Here is a 23,212-nt window from a genome sequence, read left to right on the forward strand (position 1 = left end):
CCCTTCCGGCGCCGCTTTAGCTCAGTTGGTAGAGCACATCATTCGTAATGATGGGGTCAGGTGTTCGAGTCACCTAAGCGGCACCACTTCTTCCTTAAATCTGTCGAGACGGCGAGCTTACCCACCGGCCTACCCCTATTCGTGGGCGGCTGACATCTGCATCGCCTGGCGCGCGGTCTCATAAGCATCGCGGGCAGAGGCACGCACCCGCAGATAGGCCTCGGGCCGCCGGTCGCCGGCGAACAGGTGCTGGCGCTCCTCAGCGGTGGACAGAAAGAACCTGAACCGCTGCGCCACCCTGGAGCGAATGGAGTCCACGGTCGCCCCATAGAGCGCCACCGGAAAATAGAGACCGGGATAGGAGCGCGTCTCGGCGAGCTGTTCGGAACCGAACACCCGGCGATAGAAGGCGCCATGCTCCGGGCGCACGATGGCCAGGCATTGGTCAACGCCATAATAGACCGACGCCATCGCGGCCATGCGCAAAGTCAGGAACGGCAGTGCCGGATAGGCGAGAGATGCTTCATGGTCCGCTGTAAACCGGCTTGGATCGATAAAGGTCATGCCCTGGTCCAGCATCGGCCCCAGGATGTCGGGGAATACCTTCATGCTGGGCGACTGGCGATGTTCAGCGGTCAAGTGATGCAGGCGGATCGAGCTGACCAGATCGTCGTCGATATAGATGCCAAAACTCGCGCCATTTGGCGCGTCATCAAGATCATCAATGCAGATCTCTTCGGGATTATGGTCCATGAAGCCTTCGCGCGTATAGGCACGATAGCGCAATTTATAAATCGGATCGTCGATCACCCCGGGGTTCACCCGAGCGTAGCTGACGTCGTCAAGCACATCCATCAAGGTATCTGAAAAGCGGGAAGGCGTGCCAGCACGCACCGCCGCTGCGCTGTCGGGATCGAGCATCTTCTTCCGCCGCCTTAAGAAAATCTTGGTAGCGAAGTTAACAGTTCATTAACCCTGACCAAAGCGCAAGCGTGCAAAATGGTTAACCGCCGTAGTGGCGGCGGCAGTCACCAACCATTACTTGGCAGCGATGCGGAGGGGCTGCGCCAAGGGGGGCGCTGGGTTATGAGCACTCAACAGGATCGTTAGAGCCTCATTGCTCAGAGGCCGACCGTAAAGGAAGCCCTGGACCAGATCGACATTGGTCTTCTCGGTAATCAGGGCCAATTGTCCTTCAGTCTCGACACCTTCGACCGTAATCTTAAGGGCAAGGTCCTGGCCAAGCTGGGCGACGTTGGCAAGCAGGCGCAAGGCGTGCGAGTCGGTTTCAATATCAGCGACGAAACTGCGGTCGATCTTGAGCTTGGTAAAGGGCATCGAGCGCAGATAGCTCAAAGAGGAATAGCCTGTTCCAAAATCGTCCAGCGCGATGCCAATGCCCATCGCTTGCAGCGTGTGCAGCGTTGCTTCGGCAGCTTCCTGCTCGTCGATGACGGTCGTCTCGGTAACTTCGATTTCCAGCCTGCTGGGCGGCAGGCCGCTCTTGCTCAGCGCGTCCATGACCATGGTCTCGACCTGCCGGGAACGGAAGTCACGGGCAGAAATATTGACGGCTACCATGATATTCTTCGGCCAGGTCATGCAATCGTGCGTCGCCAGGTTCAGCACATATCGCGTCAGGTCGGAGATCATGCCGGTCTCTTCGGCGATCGGTATGAAGTCAGCCGGCGAAATGGGTCCCAGAGTGGGATGGGTCCATCGGGCCAGGGCCTCGCAGCCCACGATCCGGTTTTCGCGCGGATTGATCAGCGGCTGATAGACCAGGCTCAGTTCGCCCTCGTCGATGGCCTTGCGCAGGTCGGCCTTGAGCTGCTGGCGCTGCTGATATTCGGTGTCCATGCGGTCATGGAAGAAGACAACCTGCCCTTTGCCAGCCGACTTGGCCTCATAAAGCGCCAGATCAGCCTTGATCATCAGCTCTTCAAGATCACTCGGATGCTCATTGGCGGCCACTGCGCCAACACTGATGCTGACAGTAATATGCCGGCCCGGGATGTCGAACCCGCTGGCCATGGCGCCGAGCAGCCGGTTGGCATTGTCCCGCGCTTCATCGGGACCCGTCAGATAGGGATAGAATGCCACGAATTCGTCGCCGCCCAGACGGGCGCAAATGGCGTGCTGGCCTAGCGTTTCACGCAAGCGCTTGCCCATGGCCACCAGCAGCCGGTCGCCGGTCATGTGCCCCATGGTGTCGTTGATATGCTTGAAGTCATCCACGTCGATGACAAACAGCGCTGCATGCCCCTGCGGGTCGCTGGCTCGTTCCACGAGCGCCTCGGCGACCTGTTCGGCGAAATAACCGCGGTTGGGCAGCTCGGTCAGTGCGTCGTACCGCGCCATGTAATTGATGCGCTCTTCAGCCGCGACGCGATCCGAAATGTTCTCGAGCAACAACACCACCTTGTTGTCACGCGACGAGACGGTCACTTCGTAATAGTTGTTCGATGCCGAAATCAGCAGCATCTTGCCGGTTGAGCCTGCATCGATCAGAGCGTTGAGCTGATCGAGGGCCTCACTGGACATATGGCCGGACTGAACCAGTTCCCCACAGAGCTTGGCAAAAGGCTGACCGAGCCAGGCGTCGGGATTGCTGCGTCCGAAGGCATCCAAGGCCCGAGAATTGACGACCTCGATCACGCCGAAACGGTCCAGCATGAGCAGCCCGTGTTCCAGCGTATCAAGTGCTGCATCAAGCTGATTGGCGAGAGCCGCGGCTTCGATGCGGCCATGCACGGCGCGCAGCAGGATTTTGCGCGAATTGCCTGCAATGGTTCTCAGGCTGATGAAGAACGGGAGCAACAATAGCGTCAACAACGCGTAATAGATATTGCCCACCAGCAGAAGGCCAGCCACCAAGGGTCCGGCAATCAGCAATACCTGGGTGGTCATAAGCCGGTCTATGGCGAAGTTGCGCTGCGCCGGGCCAACCAGGACAGACACCGATACGCAGGCGGCGGTCAGTTCGGCGAAAGCGTCGTCCACAATCCAGAAGCTGATCATGCACCAAGTGCCATAGAGCAGGGCAATGGCAGCGGCGCCGATGGTGGCGCGCATTTCCCAGTACTGGGCGGTCTCCACGTCTTCGTCGGCCAGGGTGATCTTGTCGAAGGCCCGCATGTCGAGGTAGCGAATGCTGCCCACCAGCACGAATACCGCGGCAACGACCGCCAGGATCGGCGATTCCGATTCCAGCGCAGCGACCACGGCCGCCACGGCGGAGCCGAAGGCGCCCAGCAGCATCGACCGGCGATCCGCATAGAGTGAGCGGATCATCGAGACATAATCGACCGGTGGCAGGACTTTGCTGGCGGCCTCGAACATCTCAGGCCTCCCGCTCGACGCCGGCACGCGCAGAAGTGCGCGCCGGCCTGAGGGTCGGGCGGAACATGCGCGTACGGTCATGGAGCTTGTGCGGCATTCGTGCGTTGATCTGTTGCATCAGGCGTTTGGCCCCAGCAGGCGCTTTACCCGGTTAAGATGGTGTTTCGGCGTGCCTCCTTGATCCATTTGGCGTACGTTTTCCTGTTCAAAGGGTGAATGCACGCTTAATCGCAACATTATAAGGAGAGGGCTTCGATGGATAAACTTACGACTGCCCAGCGCGAGGCGGCTCTAACCTCCCTCGGCGATTGGTCCTACGATCCTGAGGAGGATGCTATCGAACGCGGGTTCGGTTTCAAGGACTTTTCCGCGGCCTTTGCCTTCATGACCCGGGTGGCTTTGCTGGCGGAAAAGGCCGGGCATCATCCCGAATGGTCCAATGTCTACAATAAGGTATCGATCCGGCTCACCACCCATGACGCGGGCGGGTTGAGCGACAAGGATATCGATCTCGCCCGGCGCATTGATGCTTTGGGGACATGACCCAGGTGAACGCTCACCGCGGTGGTTTTCGCTGTTGGGAGTAAATATCCCAGCAAGTCGAGGACCTGGATGCCTTTCCTTGCGCCAAGCAGGCGCGGGCTGGCCTCGAGCGCTTCTAGCAAAATAACTACGGTTTTGTGGTTCAGAAGCGCGACAAAACAAAGACTTGGATCATTTCGCCGTTTCAACGAAGCTGTGAAATGATCTAGTGAAAATTGCGGCCACCCGGCAGCGCCGAATAGGCGCGGCGGCGGGCCAATTCTATCTCTCGAATTGCGTTGCGATCCCGGCTCTGGCTGCCTGGCGGGCCGGACTTGCCCTCGTCGGCGCGCGCCACCACCGCATCCCCGATATCCTTGCCATGCGACAGGTCGAGCAGATAGGGGGTCAGGTCCTCCATATCCTGGGCGATGACATGGATAACCCCCTGTTCGGACTGCACCTTGCCGCGCACTGCCAGCATCCGGCTTGAGAGCAAGGTCTTGCGCAAGCGATCATCCTCGAACAGCTTTGGCCAGACCACGATATTGGATACTCCCGTCTCGTCCTCGAGCGTCACGAAGATCACCCCGCTGGCCGTACCGGGACGCTGGCGCACCAGCACCAGACCCGCGACCTCCACCACAATGTCATTGGCAACATGAGCGAGACTTTGCGCCCGCGTTGTGCCGCGCACCTGCAGCATAGGCCGCAGAAACTGCACCGGATGACCCTTGAGCGAGAGCGAGAGCGTCGCGTAATCATGGATCACCTCTTCGCCCGGCGCCATCAGCGGCAGGCCGGCGGGTTCTTCTTGCAGCGTCTGCAACTGCGGCCGGGCTGCAAAAAGCGGCAGGGTTTCGGCACCATGCGTGCCCACTAGCCCCTTGACCGCCCAGAGCGCCTCGCGCCGGTTGAGCCCGAGGCTGGCAAAGGCATCGGCCCGCGCCAGCTTCTCGAGGCTGGCAACAGGCACCCCGCTCCGCAGCCAGAGATCGCGCACCGAGCCATAACCGGCGCCGCGTGCCGCAATGATCCGTTCGCTGTCCTTCTTGGCCAGGCCTTCGACCATGGAAAGCCCCAGCCGCACGGCCTTTTTCGTATAGATGTGATCGGCCATCGGAGCGTGGCGCGGCCAGATATGGGTCCGCATATCCCAGCCATTGTCCTCGAGCGTACTGTCCACCTCGGACATGTTGATGTCGACTGCACGCATTTCCACGCCATGCTCGGCCGCATCCCGCACCAGCTGGCTGGGCGCGTAAAAACCCATGGGCTGGGAATTGAGCAGTGCACAGACAAAGACATCGGGATAGTGGCACTTGAGCCAGCACGAGGCATAGACCAGGAGCGCAAAGCTGGCCGCGTGGCTCTCGGGAAAGCCATATTCGGCAAAGCCTTGAATCTGGGCAAAACTCTGATGCGCAAATTCGGGCGTATAGCCATTGCCGATCATGCCGCCGATGAAATCGTCGCTGAACTGGGCCAGCTTGCCGGTGCGCTGCCAGGCCGCCATGGCGCGCCGCAACTGATCGGCCTTGCCGGGTGAAAACCCGGCCCCGACAATGGCGATCTGCATCGCCTGTTCCTGAAACAGCGGCACGCCCAGCGTGCGATGCAGCACCGCCCGGAGCGCCTCGCTCGGATATTCGACCTTTTCGATGCCCTGACGGCGCCGCAGATAGGGGTGGACCATGTTCCCCTGGATCGGCCCGGGCCGGACAATGGCCACCTCGATGACGAGGTCATAGAACACCTCGGGCTTGAGGCGCGGCAGCATCGACATCTGAGCCCGGCTCTCGATCTGGAACACTCCAATCGTGTCGGCCCTGTGAGTCATTTCATAGACCGGCCTGGCCGCTTCAGGATCACGGAATTCCTCGGTCTGCAGCTCCGCCAGTTCCACCTTGCGGTCATAATGCTTTTCCATCAGGCCAAAGGCCCGCTGCAAGCAGGTCAGCATCCCCAGTGCCAGAATATCAACCTTGAGGATTTTCAGCGCATCGATATCGTCCTTGTTCCATTCGATGATGGTGCGGCTGTCCATGGCAGTCTTGCCGATGGGCACAAGGCTCTCCAGACTATCGCGGGTAATGACGAAACCGCCCACATGCTGGCTGAGATGGCGCGGAAAACCCTTTAAAACCTTGACCACTTCGAACATCTGCGCCAGCACCGGATCGTCGGGGTTGAGCCCGATGCCGCGCACCTTGGCCAGGTCGACGCCTGATCCCCAGCCCCAATGCAGCTGGTTGAAAGCACTGACCGTATCTTCCGACACACCGAACACCTTGGCCGCCTCGCGGATGGCGCTCTTGCTGCGATAGGTGATGACATTGGCCGTGAGCCCGGTGCGCTTGCCGCCATACTTGTTGTAGACATATTGCATCACCTCCTCGCGCCGCTCGTGCTCAAAATCGACGTCGATATCGGGCGGCTCGTCGCGCTCGGTGGAGATGAAGCGCCCGAACACCAGATTGGCCTTGCGCGGATCCACCTCGGTGATCTCAAGGCAATAGCAGACCGTGGAATTGGCCGCCGAACCGCGCCCCTGGCACAGAATGCCGAGGTCATGGCGCGCATGCCGGACAATATCCTGCACCGTCAGGAAATAGGCGGCATAGCGCTTTTCGTCGATCAGCCGGAGTTCGGTCTCGATCTGAGCGCGCGTGCCGTCTGGCAGACCCTCGGGGAAGCGCTTTTCGGCCCCGATCCAGGTGAGGCGCGTCAGCGTCTCCTGCGCCGTTTCGCCATTGCCGATGGTCTCCTCGGGATAATTATATTCGAGCTGGTCGAGGGCAAAGCTGATCCGCCCGGCCAGCAGGACGGTTTCGGCCAGCGCTTCGGGATGTTCGGCAAACAGCCGCGCCATTTCTGCCGGATATTTGAGATGCCGCTCGGCATTGGCCGAAAGCAGGAAACCGGCTTCCTCCAGCGTCTTGTGCTCGCGGATGCAAGTGACGACATCAGCGAGGATGCGCCGGCCCGGTTCATGATAGAGCACATCATTGCTGGCCAGCATGCGTGCGCCATGGCGCCGTGCCATCTGGTCCACCCGGTTGAGGCGGGCGCGATCCTCGCCATCGAAACGCGGCACGCCCGCCACCCAGACTCGGCCGGGCGCCCGGGCGCTCAATTGCGCCAGCACTGTTTCGCTCAGCCCCCAGTCATCCTCATAAGGCATGAGAATGAAGAGCTGGCCGGATGAAAAGTCCCCGTGCTCCGCGTCGTCGAACAGGTCGGCAAGGACCAGTTTGGGCTTGCCTTTCTCGCCGCGCTGATTGCCCAGGGTCAGCAACTGGCACAGCCGCCCATAGGCCGCCCGGTCGCTGGGATAGGCGACGATGTCGGGCGTGCCATCGGCAAAGCAGAGCCGCACCCCTACCAGATACCGAAACCCCGGCGGACGACCATCATGGTCGCGCGCCGCTACATAGCCGCGCACCACGCCGGCAAAGCTGTTGCGATCACACAGCCCGAACGCATTCATGCCCATATAAAGGGCGCTCGAAACCAGTTCCTCGGGGTGGGAGGCGCCGCGCAGAAAGGAAAAATTGCTTGCCGCCACCAGCTCGACATAGTCGACCGTCTGCAGGGGCCGGGATCTGGCCGGCCCCTCCCGGCGCGGCAAGGCAATGACCGCGCTCATTGAAACAGGCCATGAAGGTACCAGACCGGCAGGTCCGGTCCGCCATAGAGCCCGTGGCGAAACACCCAGAAGCGCCGGCCCGTCTCGTCCTCCACCCGGTAATAATCGCGCGTCAGCATGGCCTGGTCATGCAGCGGCAGGTTCGGCTGATAAGGGGGAGGCACTGGCCTTTCGCCGGGCTCGGGTGGCCGCGGTTGCACCAGTTCGAGCCGGGCGCCGCTCCGCCACCATTCCGCCCCCAGCCGCTCGGGACCAGCCGCCCGCACCAGCCGGTAGCGACTGCCGCGCCAGATCATCAGCGCCGGCAGGCCATCGGGCACTTCGGCGCTGATCCTGACCGGCTCGGGCTCGGGCAGCAGCCGCAGCGGCCGGTTGAGCGCGGGCCCATGTGTGCCGGCTTCCTGCGCCATGGCCTGGGCCGGCACCAGTCGTGCCGCCCGCTCGGGCAGGTGGCTCTCGATCATCTGCATCCGCAGCACGGCCAGCGGGCCGAGGCGGCTCGACATGCGATCATTGAGCTGGTCGATATCAATTCTGCCGTCATCCTCGGCAAAGGCCCCAACCTGGCTGGCCGGTGCCGCATCCAGCGAGCTGGCGGCCAGCCGCACCATGTCGATGCCAAAGCCCGCATCATATTCGCCCGCAAGGCGTTCGGCGCGATGGCTGAACAACGCGGCGACATGGCTGGGATCGCGCGTGACCCGGGCCGAATTGACCGAAAAGGTCATGACCTTGTGATCGACCCGATAGAGAAACAGGTGAAAGCTCTGCGCGCCGAGGCCGGCCCCCTCGAGGCGCAGGCAGAGCTGGATAGCCAGGTCCTGGGCGGCGGCAAGGACATCGTCGAGCAAGCCGATCGGATCAGCAAAGCGGCGCTCGGCATGATAGTCAACCTGCGGCAGGCGCGGCGTCATCCGCTCCACTACCTGGCCATAGGCCTGGTCGAGCCGGACCAGCAGCGATTGTCCAAGCCGCGCCTGCAGCGCCTTGCGTGACCGCTGCCGCACCGCGCCAATGGTGGTCAGGCCCATCTGCGCGAGCGTGGCGACCTGGCTTTCCGCGAGCCGAAGAGCCGCGACCGGCAGGTCTTCCAGCCGCTCGGCCAGCGCCGCGCTCTCCACCACCTGGCTGCGGGCGAAATGACTGAAGGCCCAAGCCGCGCCAATGGTCGGCGCAACCGCCCCGGCAACCGTATAATCCAGCGCGCGCAGACGGGTGAGCAGGGTGCGCAGCATGGCCGCTTCGCCACCAAAGAGATGCTCGACCCCGGTAATATCGAGCACCAGATCGCCAAAGGCGCAGGCATCCTGCAGGACTGCCACCATGGGACTGGCATTGGAGTGCCAGTCGGCAAAGTCGGCAAACCCGGCCTCAAGCAGCGGCCGGTCCATTTCGAGCGTCGTCAGCTCCGGCACCAGCGCTCGCGCATCGGCCAGGTTCTGACCTTGTCGGATGCCACGCCGGGTCGCCTCCGCATCCACCGCGCCGATACGCAACCCGCCCTTGATCCGTTCATAGAGCGCCAGCGGCGCCTTAAGGCCCGGATCACGCCGTCTGAGATAGTCGGTCGGCCAGCTGGGCAGGAACAGCACGAGAAAGCGCCGCTCCGAAAAGGGACTGTTCTGGGGATTGGGAAGCAATGTCTGCAAGACCATGTTTTGTCCATTCCAGCACCCATTGGGCCTGCTCTTTCCGGATCGAACCGCGCTCGAGGCGGACCTGCCAGCGGGGTGCACCGGGGGCATGGTCGTCATAGGGTTTTGCGGCGCTGGCGCTGGGCATGAGGTGCCAGCGCAACTGCGCTGCACTGGCCGGCCGCTGCGCCCCATAGCGCAGGAAAAACATCGAGCCACCAGACTGCGCTGCCCGAAGACCAAGCCGGCGGCTGGCGGTGAAATCGAGATTTTTGTGCGGTCGCACGATGTCGGCCACCACTGCCGCCACCGCCCGGCAGGCAATGGCCTCTTCGGCTGCCCAGAGCAGATCGCCCATATTGGCCGGGCGAATGAACACCATGGCAGATGGATCAAAGCCGAAACTCACCAGCCCCGGGCCATAGGGCATGCCCGTACCCTTTGTGTCCCGGGCCAGCTGCAGATAGAGCACCGCCACACGCTGCTTGGTCATGAGGCCCTTTGCTTGGGCCAGCGCAAATCCCAGGCTGGCCCCGGCATTGCGCGGCTCATCGGTATAGATTTCCTGCAACAGCCCACCGGGCAACAGCGGAAAGCCATCCGCATCCGCCGCGACGCGCTGGCGGGTTTCGGCCAGCGCCGGCTTACGCTCGATATCGGCAATGACATCCCGCAGCGCGGCAAGGCGCTGTTGCTGGTTCGGGGTCTGCATGGGGCGACCATATAGGTGAACAAAGAGAGAACATTTAGACTCCGAATCTCGTGCGAGTCGAGTCCCTTTGTGTCCCTGCGGTGTGACCCGGCTGCATCAGCCCCGCTCAAGACCGCGTGAGAGCCCCAACAAGCCCATTGAGCCGCCGCCACATATGGCTAAGTCTCAAGTGGCCTGCCTCCCGGCGTGCAGCAACCCTTTATCCCATCGACCCCGACGGAGGCTGACCGCCATGTTCGAGGCCCTGACCCGTTTGTTCGGAAAATCCGAGGCACCCCCTGACCTGCACGATCCCCAGCTCGCCGTGGCAGCCCTGCTGGTGCATCTGGCAGCCGTCGATGGCTCCATGCAGGACGCAGAGCGCAGGGCCATTCGCGGCGCGCTGATGGACCATTACGACCTGGGCGAGGATGCCGTCGACAAGCTGATCCGCGAAGCGGCCAGGCGCGATGCCCAGGCGGTGGACTTCTACAAATTCACCAGCGGCCTCACCCAGCTCGACATGGGCGACCGCATCGAGATCATCCGCATGATGTGGACCGTGGTCTTTGCCGACCGACAGAACCACGAGCTGGAGGACAATATGGTCTGGCGCATTGCCGAGCTGATCGGCGTATCGAGCCGCGACCGCACCATATTGCGCAACCAGATCCGCGGTCGCACGGCCGAGGAAGCCGAAGAGAACTAATAGGCTTCAAAGGCGCCGATGATCTCGACCTCGTCCGTCGCGCAGTCAAAATCACCTGCTTTATCAGCAGCCTGGCGCGCCAGTTCATTGGCATTTGCATTGGCGCGCGCATCGACATAGGCGATGTGGCAACTATTGCCCTCCTGGATCTGGGTCACCACCAGCACCTGGCCGAAATCCTCGCCCGTCTCGGGATGGGCGGTGTGATAACGCACGATGGTGGCAATGGGGAACCAGCGCCCCAGCGCATTGGAAAGCCGCCATTCGAGTTTTTCACCGAGCCTATTGAACGGCGGCAAGGTCTGGAAACCGGCGCTATTCTCATCGGGGTCAAAGCCATAGCTCAGAGAAAAACGCAGGTCCCCCTCTTCGACCATCAAGGGAAATCCCTTGTAGCCCGGACAGGACCAGGAGGCGCCAAAGTCGTCGGCCTCAAGCACCAGGCATTGCGCGAGATCAAGATCGGTATAGGCGCTGGTAAAGCCCGACTGGGCCTGCACCGGCGCGATGAGCAATCCACCCATGGCCACAAAACCAAGCGTTTTCACGACCTTTGCACGCATCTGGCATTTCTCCTCGCCGCCACGATCTGGCATGATCCAGATCAATGTGCCGCCATGATGACTGGCGCATACTTGTCCGGCAAGGAGAGCAAGCCATGTTCAAGCATCTGCTGATCGCTACGGATGGGTCCGAACTGGGCAATAAGGCGCTCGCCACCGGGCTGGCGCTGGCCCGGCTCAACCAGGCCGAGGTGACCATTATTACCGCCACGGACCCGGTCAGCACAGGCATTGGCTCGGGCGGATTTGGGACAATCGATGCCGGCACCCTCGTCGCGCGCCTCGAGGAAGCCTATGCCATTGAGGCCAAAGAGCTGCTAGAGAAGGCCCGGAAACAATCGCAAGATGCTGGAATTACAGCACAAACTCTACACCTGCCACGCCATCACCCCGCTGACGGAATACTGGAAACCGTGGCCGAAAGAGCCTGTGATCTCATCGTCATGGGGTCCCATGGCCGACGCGGGCTGAGCCGGTTGATGCTGGGCAGCCAGGCCGCCGAAGTGCTGGCGCGCGCCAGCGTCCCGGTGCTGATCGTCAAATAGGCAGGACTGCTGTGGCGGTTTTGGACCTTGCCTTTGGGAGCCATTGGGGGCAGAACCGCGCCAACTCCTGGACCCCCTCCCGAACTGCGAAGATGAACGAGAAATGAATATCGACGCGATCCCCACCGGCAAGAACCCGCCCGACGAGCTCAATGTGATCATCGAAGTGCCGCTTGGTGGCGAGCCGATCAAATATGAAATCGACAAGGAATCGGGCGCGCTGTTCGTCGACCGCTTCCTCTATACGCCGATGCGCTACCCCGGCAATTATGGCTTCGTGCCCCACACGCTGTGCGGCGACGGCGACCCGCTCGACGTCATCGTGATGAATTCGCGTCCGCTGGTGCCCGGCGCCGTGGTGCGCAGCCGCCCCGTCGGCGTGCTGTTCATGGAAGATGATGGCGGCCAGGACGAAAAGATCATCGCCGTGCCGATTTCCAAGCTCACCCGGATGTATGACAATATCCAGGATATCGGCGACATGCCCGAGATCCAGCTCGAGCGCGTCAAGCACTTCTTCACCCACTACAAGGATCTCGAGCCGGGCAAATGGGCCCGCATCGACCGCATCGGCGGCCTTGACGAGGCCCGCAAGGTGATCCTCGATTCCATGGAATTGGCCAAAAAGGGCTGATGTAACAGGGGCGGTCCTTCGGGCCGCCCTTTTCGTTCAGCCCAGCCGCATGCGCCCGATCAGCCCATCGCGGGTGACGAACTGATGCCAGAGCGCGGCCGCGACATGGCCGATAAACAGCGCGACCAGCAGCCAGCTCACCAGACCATGCACGCCATAGGGCCCCACGGTGTTGAACTGCGGCAATGGCCCACCCGAAAACAACGCCGGCAATGCACCCGTCAGCGCCACCATGCCCACGCCCGACGCGACCATGACCAGTATGGCGCCATAAAGTCCCATATGGACAAGGCGCGACGCCCAGTTCTGTGCCTGGCTCATGCCGGCCACCGGCGCCGGATGCTTGTCCAAGAACAGCCACCAGATCACGCGAAACAGCGTCAACAGACCGACCAGCAGGCCCAGCGTCACATGCACCGGCAGCACGCTCGCCACCAGGTCGCGCGCATTCTCCATCACCCTGCCACTGACCAGCATGAGGATGACCGCAAGGGCCGACAACCAGTGGATACTGGCCGCAATGGCGCCGTACCGCTCGGGGGAACTGTGCAGGGACATGAAAACCTCCTTGGCCTGGCGCCTGACCGGCTATATACTTAGCATACTATATACTTACTGAGTATGCTATGTAAATGACCTTGAATCGCGAGACATCCCTGGGCTATTTGACCAATTGGGCTGGGCGGCTGTTGGCGCGCGAACTGGAACGGCATCTGGCGCTCATCGGCCTGACGCCAGCCTGCATGCCGGTGCTGTTTGCCCTCGAAGCAGGCGAAGCGAGCCAGAAGGTGATTGCCGAACGCGCCAGTGTCGAACAGGCGACCATGGCTGCCACGCTCAACCGCATGGAGCGCGCCGGGTTGATCACCCGCCGGCCCAACCCCGATGACGGGCGCTCGCAATTGGTGGCGCTGACGACCGGGGCGCGGGAAAAATTGCCCCAGGTGGAAGCGGCCGCCAGGGCCGTCAATACCAGCGTGCTGGAGCAATTGACGCCACAAGAGGGCGAGCAGTTCATCGCCCTTACGCATAAGGTGATCGCGGCGCTCCTGGCGCTTGAGGAGCCAAAGCGCTGAGCGCCCCCTCCATGACGGACAGACGCAGCGCAAATTGCCCGAGACGGAGGCCATCGCCTTTTTCATCCGCATTGCGGTGGACCGCTGGAGCGGTCGGAAGACCATGCGGCCGGTGCCGAGATTGCATCATCTCTCGTCGCACAGATTGAAACGCTGGCCACCGAACAGCGCAACGACAAGGGGCCGGCGTGGGAGAAGGCGCGGCTGGTGAAGAGATTGGCAGAAACACCCCCACCGCACCTCCCCCTGATAGGGGGAGGGATCGATCCAGTTTGCTCCAAAGACTGCGAAGAACACGACCTGCCCCTTCCCCCTTCTTCAGGGGGAGGGGGCGTGGGGGTGGGTTCTACTCCGCCCGCTTGCGATAAACCTGCACCACATTGCCTTTCGAGGTCACGTCACAGCGCACCAGCTCCAGCCGCGTGGTCGGATCGCCCGGCTCGAACAGATGCCGGCCTTCGCCCGCAACAACCGGATGGGTGATCAGCGAAAGCTCGTCCATCAGCCCGGCAAAGAGCAGCTGCCGCACCAGCGAAATGCCGCCCATGGCCGCGATCTCGCCGCCGGGCTGGGATTTCAGGTTGCGCACGAAATCGACCACATCGCCATCAATAAGCGATGAATTGGACCATTTGCCCATGTCGGCCGCCCCGAGCGTATTGGAGGCCACATGCTTGGGCACGGCATTGATGAAATCGGCAAAGTCATTGTCCTGCGTGGCATTGGGCCAATAGCCCGCCCATTCCGACCAGCCGACCCGGCCCATGAGCACGGTGTCGACACGCTCCTGCACGCCGGTCAGCATCTCCCCGAGCTGATCGTCAAAGCTGTCGAACTGGAATTTGAACGGGTCCTGCACCACGCCATCAACGGAATGAAATAGCCCGGCTGTCACTTTACGCATTGCTTATTTCCCTTTGGTTCGGGGCGATGCTTTACCGCCCGTTTCGTGAGGGCGACGAGGGAGGGCAGATGAGTTCGACATTTTACTTGGCCCTATTTCTGCGTCAGCAATTTTCGGTCTGAGTGTAAGGCTTCAACACGCGCCGGCCTTCACCTCCCCCTTGATGGGGGAGGCTGGGAGGGGGTGGCGCCGCTTTCACGAAGCGCCTCGAGCACCAGGAGATAAACTGCCTCTCCGCCGTCCAGAACTTCGCGATTGTTGAAGCGGAGCAAACGATAGCCCTCGCCCTCAAGAAAGGCGGTCCGCACGACATCGCGGCTCAGCCCCGGCTCTGTAAAGTGTGTCTCGCCATCGATTTCAATGATCAGACGAGCCGGGTGGCAGACGAAATCAACTACATAACGCCCCATTGGCGCCTGCTTGCGAAAGTGCCAGCCCAGCTGGCGGATGGGGTAGGCCAAGCGCCAGAAACGGACTTCGGCCGTGGTGGGATTCTGGCGAAGTTTTCGGGGCAATGAGACCATTCGAAATCACCCCCTCCCGGCCTCCCCCATCAAGGGGGAGGTGTGGCATCGCGGCCGTTACTGGCTCAATGACAAAAAATGGGCCCGGAGCTCACGCCCCGGGCCTTCTCCAGTTCAGTTGCGGCGAATGCCTCACATCCCGAAATTCGCCAGCACCGCCAGCAGCAGCAAGGCCACGATATTGGTGATCTTGATCATCGGGTTGACGGCGGGGCCCGCCGTGTCCTTGTAGGGGTCGCCGACGGTGTCGCCGGTGACCGAGGCCTTGTGCGCGTCGCTCCCCTTGTGATGGGTGACGCCGTGGCTGTCGGTAAAGCCATCTTCAAAGCTCTTCTTGGCATTGTCCCAGGCGCCGCCGCCGGCCGTCATCGAGATGGCGACGAAGAGGCCGGTGACGATGACGCCCATGAGCATGGCGCCCAGCGCCGAGAAGGCATTGGCCTGGCCCGCGATCCAGAGGATGGCGAAATAGACCACGATGGGTGAGAGCACCGGCAGGAGCGAGGGCACGATCATTTCCTTGATCGCGGCCTTGGTCAGCATGTCGACCGCCCGGCCATAATCGGGCTTGTCGGTGCCGGCCATGATGCCCGGCTTTTCCTTGAACTGGCGGCGCACTTCCACCACCACCGACTGGGCAGCGCGCCCGACGGCAGTCATGGACATGCCGCTGAAGAGGAACGGCAGCAGCCCACCGAACAGCAGACCCACCACGACATAGGGATTGGCAAGGTCAAAACTCACCGTCAGGTCGGTGAAATAGTGCTTGAGGTCCTCGGTATAGGCCGCGAACAGCACGAGAGCACCCAGGCCCGCCGAACCGATGGCATAGCCCTTGGTGACGGCCTTGGTGGTATTGCCGACAGCGTCCAGCGCGTCGGTATTGTGGCGCACTTCCTTGTCGAGACCGGCCATTTCGGCAATGCCGCCGGCATTGTCCGTGACCGGGCCGAAGGCGTCGAGCGCCACGATGATGCCGGCCAGCGCCAGCATGGTTGCCACCGCCACCGCAATGCCGAAGAGGCCCGCGAGCGAATAGGTGACGATAATGCCGGCAATGATGGTCAGGGCCGGCAGGGCGGTCGATTCCAGCGACACGGCAAGGCCCTGGATGACATTGGTGCCATGGCCGGTGACCGAGGCTTCGGCAATGGAATTGACCGGGCGGCGGCCGGTGCCGGTGTAATATTCGGTGATGACGATGATCAGCCCGGTGATGACGAGGCCCACCACGCCGCACCAGAAGAGGCTCCAAGGGGTGAAGACCTTGGATTCGGTTTCGATGGCGACGTTCATGTCACCGAACATCAGCCAGAGCACCGGCAAGAGCGCGATGAGCGAGAGCACGCCCGTGGCGATGACGCCCTTATAGAGTGCGCCCATGATGTTGTTATCGGCGCCGAGCTTGACGAAATAGGTGCCGATGATCGAGGTGACGACGCAGGCGCCGCCAATGGCCAGCGGCAGAACCATGCCAATGAGCTTGAACTGCTCGGGCAGGATGATGGCGGCCAGCACCATGGTGGCAACAATGGTCACCACATAGGTCTCGAACAGATCCGCCGCCATGCCGGCACAGTCGCCGACATTGTCGCCGACATTGTCGGCGATGGTGGCCGGATTGCGCGGATCATCCTCGGGAATGCCGGCTTCCACCTTGCCCACCATATCGCCGCCGACGTCGGCGCCCTTGGTGAAGATACCGCCGCCCAGACGGGCGAAGATCGAAATCAGCGAAGCGCCAAAGCTCAGGGCCACCAGAGCATCGATGACTGTGCGATCCGTTGGGGCAAAGCCCATGCCGGTCAGGATGATGAAATAGAGCGTGACGCCGAGGAGCCCCAGGCCCGCCACCAGCATGCCGGTGACCGCGCCCGATTTGAAGGCCAGGTCCAGCCCCTTGGCGAGCGAGCCGACGGCGGCCTGGGCGACGCGCACATTGGCCCTGACCGACACATTCATGCCGATGAAGCCGGCGGCGCCCGAGAGCACGGCGCCGATCAGGAAGCCAATGGCCGCATAGACACCCAGCAGCAGCCAGGCCGCGATCAGGATGACCACGCCGACGATGGCGATGGTGGTATATTGGCGTTTGAGATAGGCCGACGCGCCCTCGCGCACCGCCGCCGAGATTTCCTGCATGCGCGCCGAACCCGCATCAGCCTTGAGCAGGCCCTGGGTGGTGACAACGCCATAGACGATAGACAGGCCGCCGCAAGCAACGATCAGCCAAAGTGCCAGATCCATAAGAAGTCCCTCGAAAAATTCTCCTCCGGGGGCCCACGCTGGTCCTGGCCGGGTCTTATGCCCAGTCCAACCCCGCCCTCCTTAAGGCCCCCTCCGAGACGGGAGATTAACGGGAATAATCTGTTAAGCAATGGATATTGCGATGTTTTGTCGCGGCGCTAGACAACAAGGGCGGCAAGGCGCTCAAGCACGTCGCCGGTGGAAGCGGCTACGGCGATCGTCTTGAAGCGGCTGGTCTCGCCGCTGGTGAGGGAAAGTGCCGATTTGGGCAGGCCGAGCGCCTTGGCCAGCAGCGCAATGGCCGCGGCATTGGCCTTGCCCTTGTCGGGCACGGCGCGGACGCGAATGCGCAGCACGCTGGAGCCGTCATCACGACTTTCGGCGCCCTCTATGGCGTCGCGCCCGGCATTGGGCGTGATGCGCAGATGGATGAGGACGCCGGTGTCGGTGCTGCGAAAAAAGCTAGATGCCGGCGCGGGCAACGGCGGGATAGATGTAATAGCCGATGATCGACTGGATGAAGAAGATCAGCAGGAAGGCGATCAGCGGCGAGAGATCCAGGCCGGAGAAATTGGGCATGAAGCGACGGATCGGCTTGAGCACCGGCTCGGTCAGCTGGTTCAGCACCTGCCAGACCGTGGCCACGAATTGATTGCGGGTATTGATGACATTGAACGAAATCAGCCAGCTCATGATGATCATGATGAGCAGCACCCACCAATAGAGCTGAAGCAGGATCAGGATGATATCGAGCACGGCGCGCATGGGCGTCTCCGGTGAAGCGTTCGCAGCAAAAGTGGTGCCGGTTTTGCGTTAAGCGAACGCGGCAGGACAGCATGTCAGGATTTATCTAGTGGTTACACGCCCTTGGGGCAAGGCCGGGGCCGGAGAAGGGTAAAAAGCATTGGGGTCCTGCATCAGAATACGCGATGCAGGACCCCGAATGACTTTACGCCCGGTACGCAGAACACTTCATCCAGGCCACCGCCCCAATGCACGAAGCGTGCCAGAATGAAGGTCCCGAAAAACCGGGATAGGATATGAAGCACTTGTAAACATTCGCATTTTGCAGCAGGGGCGGCGATGCAAAATGCAAGACCGACGCAAAATGCGACAGCTCAATCCGCCGCCCGCGCCGGCTTCCAGGTGACCACCCGGAAGAGATAAACGGCCACGACGGTCGCCAGCACCAGATAGCTCAGGGGATCAAGCACGACCTCGATCACCTCGTAGTGCTCGTGCAGGATATAGCCCGAGAGGGTGAGGAAGGTGTTCCAGACCAGCGCGCCGGTGGTGGAAGCAAGGAGGAACAGCGGCAGGGGCATGGCGGCGAGGCCCGCCGGAATGGAAATCAGCGTACGAATGATCGGCAACAGCCGTCCGAAGAGGACGATGATTGGCCCGAAACGACGGAAAAAGCCGACCGCCACGTCGATTTCTTCGGCATTCATGGTCAACAACCGCCCATAGCGGTCGGCCAGCCACTTCACCCGGGGGAGACCAAAGATGCGCCCGGCGAAATACCAGGGCAGCATCCCCACCACCGCACCAAAGGTCGCGGTGGCCAGCACGCCAAACAGATTGAGATCGCCATTGGCAGCGGCAAAGCCGGCAAAGGGGATGATGAGTTCGGACGGAATGGGCGGAAAGATCGATTCCGCCAGCATGACGAGGAAAATGCCGACATATCCGAGTTCGGAAATGGTCTGGATGATCCAGTCGGTCATGCGGTTTTCCTGTCCCTCAGAGCTCTCGATGTCACCCCGGCGAGGCCGGGGTCCATCTTGAGGTCTACAAGCGCTCCGTGAACGCCAAGTTACCTCAGGATGGATCCCGGCCTTCGCCGGGATGACACCGCATCTTGGGAAGCAATCAAGCCGACTTGGCGGCGCGGCTCATGCGCTTGCGGTCATTGGGGTCGAGCCACATCTTGCGCAGGCGGATCGACTTGGGGGTCACTTCCACATATTCGTCTTCGGCAATGTAGCCGAGCGACTGTTCCAGCGTCAGTTTCTTGGGCGTGGTCAGGCGCACCGCTTCGTCCTTGGACGTCGTGCGGATATTGGTGAGCTGCTTGCCCTTGAGCGCATTGACCTCAAGGTCGTTCTCGCGCGAGTGCTCGCCGATGATCATGCCTTCATATATGTCGACGCCGGCGTCGATCATGATCTGGCCGCGATCTTCCAGGTTCCACAGAGCAAAGGCCACGGACTGGCCGGTGCCATTGGAGATCAGGACGCCCGTACGACGGCCCGGCAGGTCGCCCTTGAACGGCACGAAGGAATGGAACAGGCGGTTGAAGATGGCGGTGCCGCGGGTGTCCGAGAGCAGTTCGGGCTGGTAGCCGATCAGCGAACGGGTCGGGACCAGCAGCTGGATGCGGGTGCGACCAACGCCGGAGGGGCGCATGTCGGTCAATTCACCCTTCCGCTCGGTCAGCTTCTGCACCACGGTGCCGGTGTGCTCGTCATCGACGTCGATGATGACTTCTTCGACCGGCTCAAGACGCTGGCCATTCTCTTCCTTGAAGAGCACTTTCGGGCGGCCGATGGTCAGCTCGAAGCCTTCGCGGCGCATGTTCTCGATCAGCACGGCGAGCTGCAATTCGCCACGGCCGGCAACGTCATAGCTGTCATTGTCTTCGCCGGGCGTGACCTTGATGGCCACATTGCCTTCGGCTTCGCGCATCAGGCGCTCGCGAATGACGCGCGACTGCACCTTGTCGCCTTCGCGACCGGCCAGCGGGCCATCGTTGATGCGGAAAGTGACCGACAGGGTCGGGGGATCGATCGGCTTGGATTCGATTGGCTTGGTGACCGAGGTGGCGCACAGCGTGTCGGCCACGGTCGAGGTCACAAGACCGGCAATGGCGACAATGTCGCCAGCTTCGCCGATATCCACCGGGGTGCGCTCAAGGCCACGGAAAGCCAGAACCTTGGAAACGCGGCCCTTTTCGACTTCCTTGCCTTCACGGTTGAGCGTGTGGATCGGATCGTTTGCCTTGACCGAGCCCGAGGTGATGCGACCGGTCAGGATACGGCCCAGGAACGGGTTGCGCTCGATAGTGGTGACGAGCATGCGGAAGGCACCTTCCTCGACGCTCGGCTCGGGCACATGCTCGATGACCTTGTCGAGCAGGGGCGCCAGGGTTTCCTTGGGGCCTTCGGGCTCCAGCGCCATCCAGCCCTGCTTGGCCGAACCATAGAGCACCGGGAAATCAAGCTGTTCGGGCGAAGCATCGAGCGCGATAAAGAGGTCGAAGATCTCTTCGAGCACTTCCAGATGCCGTTCGTCGGACTTGTCGATCTTGTTGATGGCAACGATCGGGCGCAGGCCCTGGGCCAGCGCCTTGCCCAGCACGAACTTGGTCTGGGGCATCGGGCCCTCGGCCGCATCGACCAGGATCACCACGCCATCGACCATGGAGAGAATTCGTTCCACTTCGCCACCGAAGTCGGCGTGGCCGGGGGTGTCGACGATGTTGATGCGGGTTTCGTTCCACATCAGCGAGGTGACCTTGGCCAGAATGGTAATGCCGCGCTCGCGCTCGATATCATTGCTGTCCATGGCGCGTTCTTCGACGCGTTCGTTTTCACGGAACGAACCGGACTGCTTGAGCAGCACGTCGATCAGCGTGGTCTTGCCGTGGTCAACGTGGGCGATGATGGCGATATTGCGCAGGGACATGGATGGATCAGCCTCTTTGGCATGATCCCAGAACCTTGGGCCGCGGGGGCGGCTTCAAACGGCTGAACCATGCAGGAATAAACAGGGCGCCCGACCCAGGCGGAAACCTGGTAGGGGCACATTTGGCGCTGCCTTACAGGAGAACGCGGTTTTCCACAAGCGCAGGGCACGCAAGGCACGGTTGCGGGCGCCGAGCGGACGCCCGCAGATCGCATCAGGGCCGCAATCTCAGGGCGGCACTGCGCTTGATCACGCCGGGTTGCAACATGCCATTGCGGCAAGCCAGAGCCTTAGGACGCCTTTTTGCGCAGCTGTGTCTTGGCCACTTCGGAATGCAGCAGGTTGGCCAGCGCCGCGGGCTGCAATGGCGGGGAGAACAGGAAACCCTGAACCTCCGACACGCCATGCGCCCGCACCATGGCCAATTGCTCCTCGGTCTCGATGCCCTCGGCGGTCGTCAGCATGCCCAGGGACTGACCCAACCCGATAACCGCCTTGATAATCGCCTGGCTATCGGTGCGCGTGGTCAGGTCGCGCATGAACGAGCGGTCGATCTTGATTTTGTCGAAAGGAAAGCTGCGCAGATAGCTTAGCGAGGAATAGCCGGTGCCGAAGTCGTCCATGGAAATGCGCACGCCCATGCCGCGCAATTCGTGCAGGGCCGCAATGATGCTTTCGCTTTCGGTCAGCAGCAGGCTCTCGGTGATTTCCAGCTCCAGCCGCGTCGGCTCCAGCTTGGCCTCGTTGAGCGCCGCCTTGACCTGGCCCACCAGATCCTTGTGGCGGAACTGCACCGGGGACAGATTGACAGCCACGCGCACATCGCCCGGCCAGCTCGCAGCAGTCTTGCAGGCTTCGTGCAGCACCCATTCGCCAATCGGCACGATCAGCCCTGTCTCCTCGGCCACCGGAATGAATTCCACCGGCGAGATAGTGCGGTCGTCATGATCCCAGCGCAGCAGCGCCTCGACGCAGGCAACCCGGTTTTCCGCCAGGCCCAACAGGGGCTGGAACATCAACCGCAGCTCGTTGCGCTGCATGGCGAGGCGCAGGCCGGCCTCGATGGAGCGGCGCTGCTGTAGCTCGGCATCCATGCCCGCTTCAAAGAAATGATAGGTGGAGCGGCCTTCGGACTTGGCCTTGTAGAGCGCCAAATCGGCGTTCTTGACCAGCTGGTCGGTGGTGGTGCCATCGCCCGGCCCCACCGCAATGCCGACCGAAGCGCCAATCTCGATCTGCTGGCCTCCGATATTCATCGGCGCGCGCATTGCCTTGACGATGCGATCGGCAACACGCGCCGCCATGTCCACGCCGTCGATGGGCCGCAGCAGCAACGCAAATTCGTCGCCGCCCAGCCGGGCCAGTAGATCGGTTTCACGCGTTGTGCCCCAGAGCCGGACCGCCGCCTGCTTGATCACCTCGTCGCCCACGGCATGGCCCAACGTGTCATTGACAGCCTTGAAGTGATCGAGGTCGATATAGAGCACGGCCGCACGCTCGCCCCGCCCGAGGCCGGTTTCGGCCCGCGCCATCTGCTCGAGAAATTCGATGCGATTGGGCAGGTCGGTCAGCGCGTCGTGGCGCGCCAGATGCTGGATGCGCGCTTCCGCCTGACGCTGCTCGGTAATGTCCTCATGGGTCGAGACCCAGCCGCCATCCTTCATCGGATGATGCTGCATCAGAATGGTGCGATTGTTCAGCTCGTGGATGTTCTTGCCGTATTCGCGGCGCGCAATCACCTCACGCCGCCAGGTAATATATTCTTCCTTGGTGCCGCCGGTCGACATGCCCATGTCGAACAGATGCGCCAGAATGTCTTCGAGCTGGCTGCCGGGCTTGAGCAATTGGATCGGCAAATTGTAGATGCGCGCATAGGGCTCGTTGCAGATGACCAGCCGCCCGCGCGCATCCATCATGCAAAGGCCAATCGATATATTATTGACCGCCGCATCGAGCCTTATGTTCTGCCGCTCCAGCTCGAGCTTGCGCTTTTGCTGGCTTTCTGAGCGAGCGATCTCGTCGGTGATGTCTTCATGGGTCACCACCCAGCCGAGCTTTTCCGAATAGATATGCGCCGTCTCGATGGTGCGGCCGCCATTGACCATTTCCTGCGCCTTTTGGCGGGCCCCGTGGCGGTTGGCGAGCAACTCGCTGGTATAGTGTTCATAGAATTGGTCGGGGCTCTGCCCCGGATGATTGCCGAGCCGGGCGGAAAGATGCACCACATCTTCCAGCGTCATGCCCCGATGGATCGCATCCTCGGAAAATCCATAGAAATCGCGGTAATGCTTGTTCCACATCAACAGGCGGAATTGGGGCGACCAGACGCAGAACCCATAGGGGATGCTTTCCAGTGCTGCATCGAGCAGCAGCGTTTCAGCAACATCCACAATTTTGCCGGTCTCATCCGCGCGCATTGAACCCCCAGTCCCAAAGCCAAGTCGCGACGCAGGCGAAACGCTAATGAGGTCGGCTTAACGGGGGA

The 23,212-nt window shown here is 61.8% G+C and carries 20 protein-coding genes and 1 tRNA gene; 6 read left to right on the forward strand and 15 right to left on the reverse strand.

The genetic code is table 11. The features are described 5' to 3' along the window. Positions 1–10 precede the first annotated feature (10 nt). Positions 11–86: transfer RNA gene (locus NIM87_RS04900), tRNA-Thr, on the forward strand. A gap of 49 nt (positions 87–135) precedes the next feature. Here NIM87_RS04900 and NIM87_RS04905 read toward each other — a convergent pair. After that, positions 136–921 carry an N-acyl amino acid synthase FeeM domain-containing protein gene (locus NIM87_RS04905; RefSeq protein WP_254673518.1) on the reverse strand — a complete coding sequence of 262 codons (786 nt, stop codon included), beginning with the start codon at positions 919–921 and terminating at the stop codon, positions 136–138. Positions 922–1,038: 117 nt separating this feature from the next. Continuing rightward, positions 1,039–3,342, reverse strand: coding sequence for a putative bifunctional diguanylate cyclase/phosphodiesterase (locus NIM87_RS04910; protein WP_254673519.1), 2,304 nt, complete (start codon positions 3,340–3,342; stop codon positions 1,039–1,041). Between the two features lie 255 nt (positions 3,343–3,597). Between NIM87_RS04910 and NIM87_RS04915 the strand changes: the two genes are divergently transcribed. Then, a complete protein-coding gene (locus NIM87_RS04915; RefSeq protein ID WP_254673520.1) occupies positions 3,598–3,885 on the forward strand; it encodes a 4a-hydroxytetrahydrobiopterin dehydratase in 288 nt (95 codons plus the stop codon). A gap of 205 nt (positions 3,886–4,090) precedes the next feature. Here the strand turns inward: NIM87_RS04915 and NIM87_RS04920 are convergent, their stop codons facing one another. Genes NIM87_RS04920 through NIM87_RS04930 form a run of 3 tightly spaced genes read right to left on the reverse strand, consistent with a single transcriptional unit; the run spans position 4,091 to position 9,859 of the window. Beyond that, positions 4,091–7,513 carry an error-prone DNA polymerase gene (locus tag NIM87_RS04920; protein ID WP_254673521.1) on the reverse strand — a complete coding sequence of 1,141 codons (3,423 nt, stop codon included), beginning with the start codon at positions 7,511–7,513 and terminating at the stop codon, positions 4,091–4,093. Further along, positions 7,510–9,162 carry a Y-family DNA polymerase gene (locus tag NIM87_RS04925; RefSeq protein ID WP_254673522.1) on the reverse strand — a complete coding sequence of 551 codons (1,653 nt, stop codon included), beginning with the start codon at positions 9,160–9,162 and terminating at the stop codon, positions 7,510–7,512. Before NIM87_RS04925 ends, NIM87_RS04920 begins: the two co-directional genes overlap by 4 nt. Then, positions 9,059–9,859, reverse strand: coding sequence for a hypothetical protein (locus tag NIM87_RS04930; RefSeq protein WP_254673523.1), 801 nt, complete (start codon positions 9,857–9,859; stop codon positions 9,059–9,061). The genes NIM87_RS04925 and NIM87_RS04930 overlap by 104 nt, the downstream gene beginning before the upstream one ends. Positions 9,860–10,091: 232 nt before the next feature. Here NIM87_RS04930 and NIM87_RS04935 point away from each other — a divergent pair, with 232 nt between their 5' ends. After that, positions 10,092–10,547 (forward strand): tellurite resistance TerB family protein, encoded by a 456-nt coding sequence (locus tag NIM87_RS04935; protein WP_254673524.1) that lies wholly within the window; start codon positions 10,092–10,094, stop codon positions 10,545–10,547. Here NIM87_RS04935 and NIM87_RS04940 read toward each other — a convergent pair. After that, on the reverse strand, positions 10,544–11,110 hold the full coding sequence (locus NIM87_RS04940; RefSeq protein WP_254673525.1) for a hypothetical protein: 567 nt from the start codon (positions 11,108–11,110) through the stop codon (positions 10,544–10,546). The genes NIM87_RS04935 and NIM87_RS04940 overlap by 4 nt on opposite strands. Positions 11,111–11,205: 95 nt before the next feature. Between NIM87_RS04940 and NIM87_RS04945 the strand changes: the two genes are divergently transcribed. Together NIM87_RS04945 and ppa are read left to right on the forward strand one after the other, a co-directional pair. Further along, a complete protein-coding gene (locus NIM87_RS04945) occupies positions 11,206–11,655 on the forward strand; it encodes a universal stress protein (protein WP_254673526.1) in 450 nt (149 codons plus the stop codon). A 103-nt stretch (positions 11,656–11,758) separates the two neighbouring features. Then, a complete protein-coding gene (ppa, locus tag NIM87_RS04950; protein WP_254673527.1) occupies positions 11,759–12,289 on the forward strand; it encodes an inorganic diphosphatase in 531 nt (176 codons plus the stop codon). Positions 12,290–12,325: 36 nt separating this feature from the next. On the opposite strand, the gene NIM87_RS04955 is transcribed toward ppa, so the two are convergent. Beyond that, positions 12,326–12,847 (reverse strand): cytochrome b, encoded by a 522-nt coding sequence (locus NIM87_RS04955; RefSeq protein ID WP_254673528.1) that lies wholly within the window; start codon positions 12,845–12,847, stop codon positions 12,326–12,328. A gap of 74 nt (positions 12,848–12,921) precedes the next feature. Between NIM87_RS04955 and NIM87_RS04960 the strand changes: the two genes are divergently transcribed. Beyond that, on the forward strand, positions 12,922–13,365 hold the full coding sequence (locus NIM87_RS04960) for a MarR family winged helix-turn-helix transcriptional regulator (RefSeq protein WP_254673529.1): 444 nt from the start codon (positions 12,922–12,924) through the stop codon (positions 13,363–13,365). Between the two features lie 346 nt (positions 13,366–13,711). Here NIM87_RS04960 and NIM87_RS04965 read toward each other — a convergent pair whose 3' ends face one another. The 8 genes from NIM87_RS04965 to NIM87_RS05000 all read right to left on the reverse strand — a co-directional run bounded on the left by NIM87_RS04965 (position 13,712) and on the right by NIM87_RS05000 (position 23,144). Next, complete coding sequence (locus NIM87_RS04965; RefSeq protein WP_254673530.1) at positions 13,712–14,269, reverse strand: dihydrofolate reductase family protein; 558 nt, start codon at positions 14,267–14,269, stop codon at positions 13,712–13,714. A 149-nt stretch (positions 14,270–14,418) separates the two neighbouring features. Further along, complete coding sequence (locus NIM87_RS04970; protein ID WP_254673531.1) at positions 14,419–14,793, reverse strand: endonuclease domain-containing protein; 375 nt, start codon at positions 14,791–14,793, stop codon at positions 14,419–14,421. 132 nt (positions 14,794–14,925) lie between these two features. Continuing rightward, positions 14,926–17,040 carry a sodium-translocating pyrophosphatase gene (locus NIM87_RS04975; RefSeq protein WP_254673532.1) on the reverse strand — a complete coding sequence of 705 codons (2,115 nt, stop codon included), beginning with the start codon at positions 17,038–17,040 and terminating at the stop codon, positions 14,926–14,928. Positions 17,041–17,198: 158 nt separating this feature from the next. After that, positions 17,199–17,522, reverse strand: a complete 324-nt coding sequence (locus tag NIM87_RS04980) for a DUF167 family protein (RefSeq protein ID WP_254673533.1) — start codon at positions 17,520–17,522, stop codon at positions 17,199–17,201. After that, positions 17,503–17,805, reverse strand: coding sequence for a YggT family protein (locus NIM87_RS04985; protein ID WP_254673534.1), 303 nt, complete (start codon positions 17,803–17,805; stop codon positions 17,503–17,505). The genes NIM87_RS04980 and NIM87_RS04985 overlap by 20 nt, the downstream gene beginning before the upstream one ends. A 353-nt stretch (positions 17,806–18,158) precedes the next feature. Further along, positions 18,159–18,767, reverse strand: coding sequence for a DedA family protein (locus tag NIM87_RS04990; protein WP_254673535.1), 609 nt, complete (start codon positions 18,765–18,767; stop codon positions 18,159–18,161). A 145-nt stretch (positions 18,768–18,912) separates the two neighbouring features. After that, complete coding sequence (gene typA, locus NIM87_RS04995) at positions 18,913–20,727, reverse strand: translational GTPase TypA (RefSeq protein WP_254673536.1); 1,815 nt, start codon at positions 20,725–20,727, stop codon at positions 18,913–18,915. 290 nt (positions 20,728–21,017) lie between these two features. Continuing rightward, positions 21,018–23,144 carry a putative bifunctional diguanylate cyclase/phosphodiesterase gene (locus NIM87_RS05000; protein WP_254673537.1) on the reverse strand — a complete coding sequence of 709 codons (2,127 nt, stop codon included), beginning with the start codon at positions 23,142–23,144 and terminating at the stop codon, positions 21,018–21,020. Positions 23,145–23,212: the final 68 nt, after the last annotated feature.

The sequence above is a fragment of the Devosia ureilytica genome (assembly GCF_024273195.1).
Taxonomy (GTDB): domain Bacteria; phylum Pseudomonadota; class Alphaproteobacteria; order Rhizobiales; family Devosiaceae; genus Devosia; species Devosia ureilytica.